Source organism: Nonomuraea sp. NPDC049695, from assembly GCF_040674955.1.
In the GTDB taxonomy this organism is placed as follows: Bacteria; Actinomycetota; Actinomycetes; order Streptosporangiales; family Streptosporangiaceae; genus Nonomuraea; species Nonomuraea helvata.
In genome coordinates, this window is sequence record NZ_JBFANV010000194.1 from 1 (window position 1) to 4862 (window position 4862).

Genomic DNA, 4862 nt, shown 5'->3' on the forward strand with positions numbered 1-4862 from the left:
CGGCGGGGGGGCCGGTTGTGCGCGCGGGCCCGTTCGGTGGGGCTGGCGGGGGTGTGGCTGCGGCGGCTGCGCCGGCGCGCCGACGCCCGCCACCAGCTTCGCTCGGCTCTCGACATCTTCGAACGGCTCGGCTCCCGTCCCTGGGCCGACCGGGCCCGCGCGGAGCTGCGCGCGGCGGGGGAGCGCCAGACCGGTGAGGGACGCCCGTCCGAGGGCGTGCTGGACCGGCTCACCCCGCAGGAGCTGCAGATCATCCGGATGGCGGCGACGGGGCTGAGCAACAGGGACATCGCGGCGCAGCTCTTCCTGAGCCCGCGCACGATCGGCTACCACCTGTACAAGGCTTATCCGAAGCTGGGCGTGGCCTCCCGGGCGGAGCTGGCCAGGCTCGACCTCGACGAGGGCGGCCGCCTCACCGGCTGAGGCGGCAAGACCTCCCACACCTTGGCAGAAATGGCCTCCGAGCAGGTGGCCGCACTGCGGGTGCCAGCACTAGGCTGTGGACCTTGCCGCACCGTCAGGGGCGGCCCGACCATCACGCAGCGGAACAATCGGTCCAGGTAACCGCGCTGCGCTCGCGGCCGTCAGCCAGAAACCGCACCCAGCCCGACCAGGAGACCGGGTTATCTGGCTGGAGTGAGAGTGGCTGTATTGATTTTTGCGCCTAGTGGGCGTTTGGTCCTGTTCGGTCCCGGGTTCAGGTGACGTGCCAGCGGCGCGGCAGCGGGGTGAAGCCCCTGGTGGTGGGGTCGCGGCGGACGATTTCGACGTCGATGCCCAGGGCGGCGGCGCCCTCAATGACGGTGGTGCGGTAGGCGCTGTCGGCCCAGGCCTTGGTGAGAACGTCATCTACCTCGCAATGACCATGATCCTGCTGCACCGCCACAGCGGCCGCTCGCCCTGACCCTTTTCAAACACCCTCGAGCTGATGTCCGTTTCACCGGTGTGCTCGGGCCGCTGCGGGCCGCCCAGGCCGTCGCCGCCGGCCCGCGCGCATGCCGGCCCCGTGCGATGGTGATGGAGCCTGCCAGATCCCCTGGTTGAGGGGTACGCTCAACGGTGTGATCTTCGAAAGGGCAGTGATACTTGTCCACAGTCCGGTCCTCGCACCGAGCATGTGGCAGGCCCTGGCTCCTCGGCTGGAAGAGACCGGGCTGATGGTCGCGACTCCTGATCTACGGCCTTCCCTCGCCGGATCGGCACCCTACCATTCGTCGATGGTCGAAGTGGCAGCCGCCGCGGTGCCGACCGGCATGCCAGTGGTGCTGGTGGGGCACAGCGCTGCAGGGCCGCTCTTGCCGGGAATCGCCGCCTGTGCACACCCTCCTGTCACCTCGATCGTCTATCTGGATGCCCGGCTGCCGCATCCGGGTCGGAGCTGGCTGGACACGTTGCCCCCGCCGCGAGCCGACGCGTTGCGTACGCAAGTGGCCGGCGACCGCATGCCTCGGTGGAATGAATGGTTTCCGCCAGAGGCGTTCGCGAGCCTGCTACCGGATGAGCGGGCCAGGGAGGACTTCGTCAAGGACCTGCCCGAGGTGCCGTGGGAGGTCTTCACGGAGGTCATGCCCGCGGCCGGCGTGTCGCGTCTGCCGGAGAGACCGTTGTATGTACAGCTCAGCGAGGCGTATCGAGCTACCGCTGACGAGGCGGAGGAGGCCGGATACCAGGTGCTGCGCGCCGAGGCGACTCACTTGGCGATGATGACCGACCCCTCACTCGTCATGGACCTGCTGCTCACGGCTCTGACCTGATCGGCCTGTCGGCTTTGTGTCAGGGCGGTTCGAACGGGCCCGCGCTGGGCCTCTTCGCCACAGCCAGACCGCGGTGCAGAAGGCGAACAACGAGGGCAGGGCTGACATGAGGAACATCGTGCTGAACGCGCGCGCGAGATCGCCTTGCAGACGATCGGTCACGACCTCGCTGAAGAACCCGCCGAAGGCCGACACGCCCAGCAAGCCCCCTACCGATCTTGCGAGCATCACGAAGGCCGTTGCCGTCCCGATCATCGGCTGGGGTACGGCGGCCTGCACACCCGCGACGATGACCTGCATGACCATGCCGATACCCGCCCCGAAAACGGTCAGCAGAGCCACCGTTTCGGCGACTGGGTCGGCGGCGTTCAAGGACGCGATCAGCAGCAACGCAAGCGTAACCAAGCCGCATCCTGCCACGGGGAAGATCGCATGCTCTCCGGTCCTTTCGATCACCCGGCCAGCACCGATCGAGGTCAGCATGACGGCGGCCATGAAGGGCACGAGCAACAGCCCGGACTCGGCCGCGCTGTGCCCGAAGACGAGCTGAAGAAAGACGGGCATGTATGTGATCATGCAGAACAGCGTCAGGGACATCAGGAAGCCCACGAAGGCGTAGGCCGCCACCACGCGGTTTCGCCACACAGCCGATGGCAGGACTGGTGCCGCCGCCCGACGTTCGACCGGCACCAGCACGACAGCGAACAGCAACGACATCGCCATCAGCCCGACTACGGGCCGGGATGCCCAGGCGTACACGGTGCCGGCCCAGCTGCTGACCAGAACCACGCAGGTGAGCAGACCCGTGAGCGTGATCATGCCGGCCAGGTCAAGAGAGGGGGGCCGGTTGGAGCGCGCCGTCTTCAGGACACCTGCCACGGTGGCCAGGATGACCATCCCCGCCGCGACATTGACGAAGAAGATCCAACGCCATGAGAGAGTGGAGGTGAGCATTCCTCCGGCAGGCGGTCCCACGATTGAGGCGACGCCGAAGACGGAGCCCAGATAAGCCTGTGTTCGAGCGCGGGAGGCGGCGGGCACAACATCGGCCACCAGTACGAACGCCGCCACACCCAGCGCTCCGCCACCGATTCCCTGCACGGCTCTGAAGGCGATGAGCTGCTCCGGGGAACTCGCCATCGCGATGCCCAGCGAGCCGGCGACGAAGATGCCCATGGCCGCCAGGAAAACCGGCTTGTGCCCGAATGTGTCCGACAGCCGGCCGGCGATCGGCGTGGCGACGGTGGCAGCTAAGGTGTACGCCGTGACGATCCAGGACAGCGATCGGGTGGCGCGGACGTCCTCGGCGATGGTGGGCAGAGCTGTTGCGACAACGGTCTGGTCCAGCGCGGCGAGGAAGATTCCCATGCCGAACATCGTCACGAGCAGTCGTGCCTGACGACGTGCCCTGGCAGGCGGATTGTGAGCGGACCCCCGCGTGCTGTTCCGCACTATGCCGCGGTCAGGAGAACCGGCAGTGAGGTCAGGCCACGTTGGAACGTGCGCCGCCACCGCAGCCGCTCCGGCGGCACGGCAAGGCGCAGTTCGCTGAAGCGACGCAGCAGCGTGCCGAGCACGATCTCGCCTTCCAGGCGCGCCAGAGGTGCGCCCAGGCAGAAATGCGGACCGTACCCGAATGCCAGGTGCGCGTTGTCCGTGCGTGCGGGGTCGAACCCGTCCGCACCCGAGAATCGCGCTTCGTCCCTGTTCGCCGCTGCCAGACCGATGCTGACGATGCTTCCGCGAGGGACGAGGGTGCCGCCGATCATGATGTCTTCGACCGCCGTACGCAAGGTGCTGCGCTGCACTGGCCCTTCCAGACGCAGTGCCTCGTCCACCGCGGTTCGGAGCAACTCGGGGGAGCGGCGAAGACGTTCCATGTCCTGAGGCGCCAGAAGCAGTCGCAGCAGCGTGTTGCCCAGGAAGTTGACGGTGCTCTCATATCCTGCGATTAGCAGCAGGTATAGCATGGCGACCACCTCCTCTTCGGAGAGGTGGCCCTGTTCGTCACGGGCACGCAGCAGCGCATGAAGCAGGTCGAGCTTCCCCTCGCGAGCAAGCGACTGGGTGCGCATCTCCTGACGCGTCTGATCGACCAACTGCGCTAGGTAGCCACGCAGCGCGACATTGCCCTCGTGACGGGTCAGGATCGGATCCTTCACATAATCCGGAGTCAACGCCGCCTCTGACCACGCACGGAACGTGGCGCGGTCCTCGGCCGGGACGCCGAGGAGTTCGCAGATGACGAGCACCGGCAGGGGGTAGGAGAGAGACTCTACAAGATCCGCCTCCCGCCGCCGCGCGACGGTGGCGAGCAGATCGTCGGTGATCTGCTGAATACGAGGACGCAGCCGTTGGATGCGGGCCGGCGTGAAGGCGCGATTGACCATGCCCCGCAGCCTGGTGTGATCCGGCGGGTCGCTGTGGAGCATGTGCGCGGCTCCGAAGGCGATGCGGTCCTCGCCGAGCTCGAGGCCCGCACGGCACATCGCCGGCTTGGCGTGGCTGAGGTGATGCGCGAGCCGAGGGTCGGCCAGTGCGGCCTTGGCCTCCTCATAACGGCATACGAACCACACTTCCAGCCCGTCCGGTTGCACGAGGAGGTGGACGGGGCCCTTCTCACGAAGCCGGTCATAGGCCGGATGCGGATCGGTCACGCCGTCGAGGCAGAAGATGTCCTCGGGTGATGCGCTTGCATCAGCGGTCACGCTCATCAACGGTTTCCTTTCAGGCGGGGTGGGGGAGTTGTCCGTGCGTCGTCGGCGTGATGACCTCGCCTGTGCGATCGAGTCCCAGCCCACGGGCCAGCGCGGCGCCGCGGGACGCGGCCGAGACCGCGCCGCTGCCGTTGATCATTGTGGTCATGAAGTCCGAGAACCAGGGCTCCGGCGCGTCCACTTCGTGACCGGCCCGGCGCATGAGTTCCAGCCACTGCCTGCGGTGGCGAGTCCCGATCACGGTATGGAGATGGGCCTTCAGAAAGCGAGGGTCCCAGCCTTCGGAGAGATCTGGCGTGCCGTACATGCGGATGTAGTGGCGTGCCAGGCGATTGGCCTGACGCTCCACGCTGCCGGGGAACAGCGGCGACAGCAGGGGGTCGTCGGCCAC

Annotated in this window: 5 protein-coding genes and 1 pseudogene; 2 read left to right on the top strand and 4 right to left on the bottom strand. The window is 67.4% G+C overall.

All coding sequences use genetic code 11. The features are described from left to right. Nucleotides 1-423: helix-turn-helix transcriptional regulator (locus AB0J64_RS56750; protein WP_364046981.1), on the top strand; the 423-nt coding region annotated here is incomplete at its 5' end. A gap of 274 nt (nucleotides 424-697) precedes the next feature. Here AB0J64_RS56750 and AB0J64_RS56755 read toward each other — a convergent pair. After that, on the bottom strand, nucleotides 698-886 hold the full coding sequence (locus AB0J64_RS56755; RefSeq protein WP_364046984.1) for a hypothetical protein: 189 nt from the start codon (nucleotides 884-886) through the stop codon (nucleotides 698-700). 175 nt (nucleotides 887-1061) lie between these two features. On the opposite strand from AB0J64_RS56755, the gene AB0J64_RS56760 reads away from it, so the two are divergent. Then, the gene (locus AB0J64_RS56760) at nucleotides 1062-1754 is read left to right on the top strand and encodes a hypothetical protein (RefSeq protein WP_364046987.1); all 693 of its coding nucleotides are present in this window, start codon (nucleotides 1062-1064) and stop codon (nucleotides 1752-1754) included. Here the strand turns inward: AB0J64_RS56760 and AB0J64_RS56765 are convergent. The 3 genes and pseudogenes from AB0J64_RS56765 to AB0J64_RS56775 all read right to left on the bottom strand — a co-directional run. Further along, on the bottom strand, nucleotides 1716-3266 hold the full coding sequence (locus AB0J64_RS56765) for an MDR family MFS transporter (RefSeq protein WP_364046990.1): 1551 nt from the start codon (nucleotides 3264-3266) through the stop codon (nucleotides 1716-1718). The two genes, AB0J64_RS56760 and AB0J64_RS56765, sit on opposite strands and share 39 nt — an antisense overlap. Then, nucleotides 3206-4468 carry a cytochrome P450 gene (locus tag AB0J64_RS56770; RefSeq protein ID WP_364046992.1) on the bottom strand — a complete coding sequence of 421 codons (1263 nt, stop codon included), beginning with the start codon at nucleotides 4466-4468 and terminating at the stop codon, nucleotides 3206-3208. Before AB0J64_RS56770 ends, AB0J64_RS56765 begins: the two co-directional genes overlap by 61 nt. Nucleotides 4469-4481: 13 nt before the next feature. Further along, a pseudogene (locus AB0J64_RS56775) lies at nucleotides 4482-4862 on the bottom strand (hypothetical protein); the annotation flags it as partial.

Excerpts from the sequence above, each read along its gene's own strand:
- AB0J64_RS56770 (WP_364046992.1), bottom strand. The coding sequence starts at position 4,468 with ATGAGCGTGACCGCTGATGCAAGCGCATCACCCGAGGACATCTTCTGC.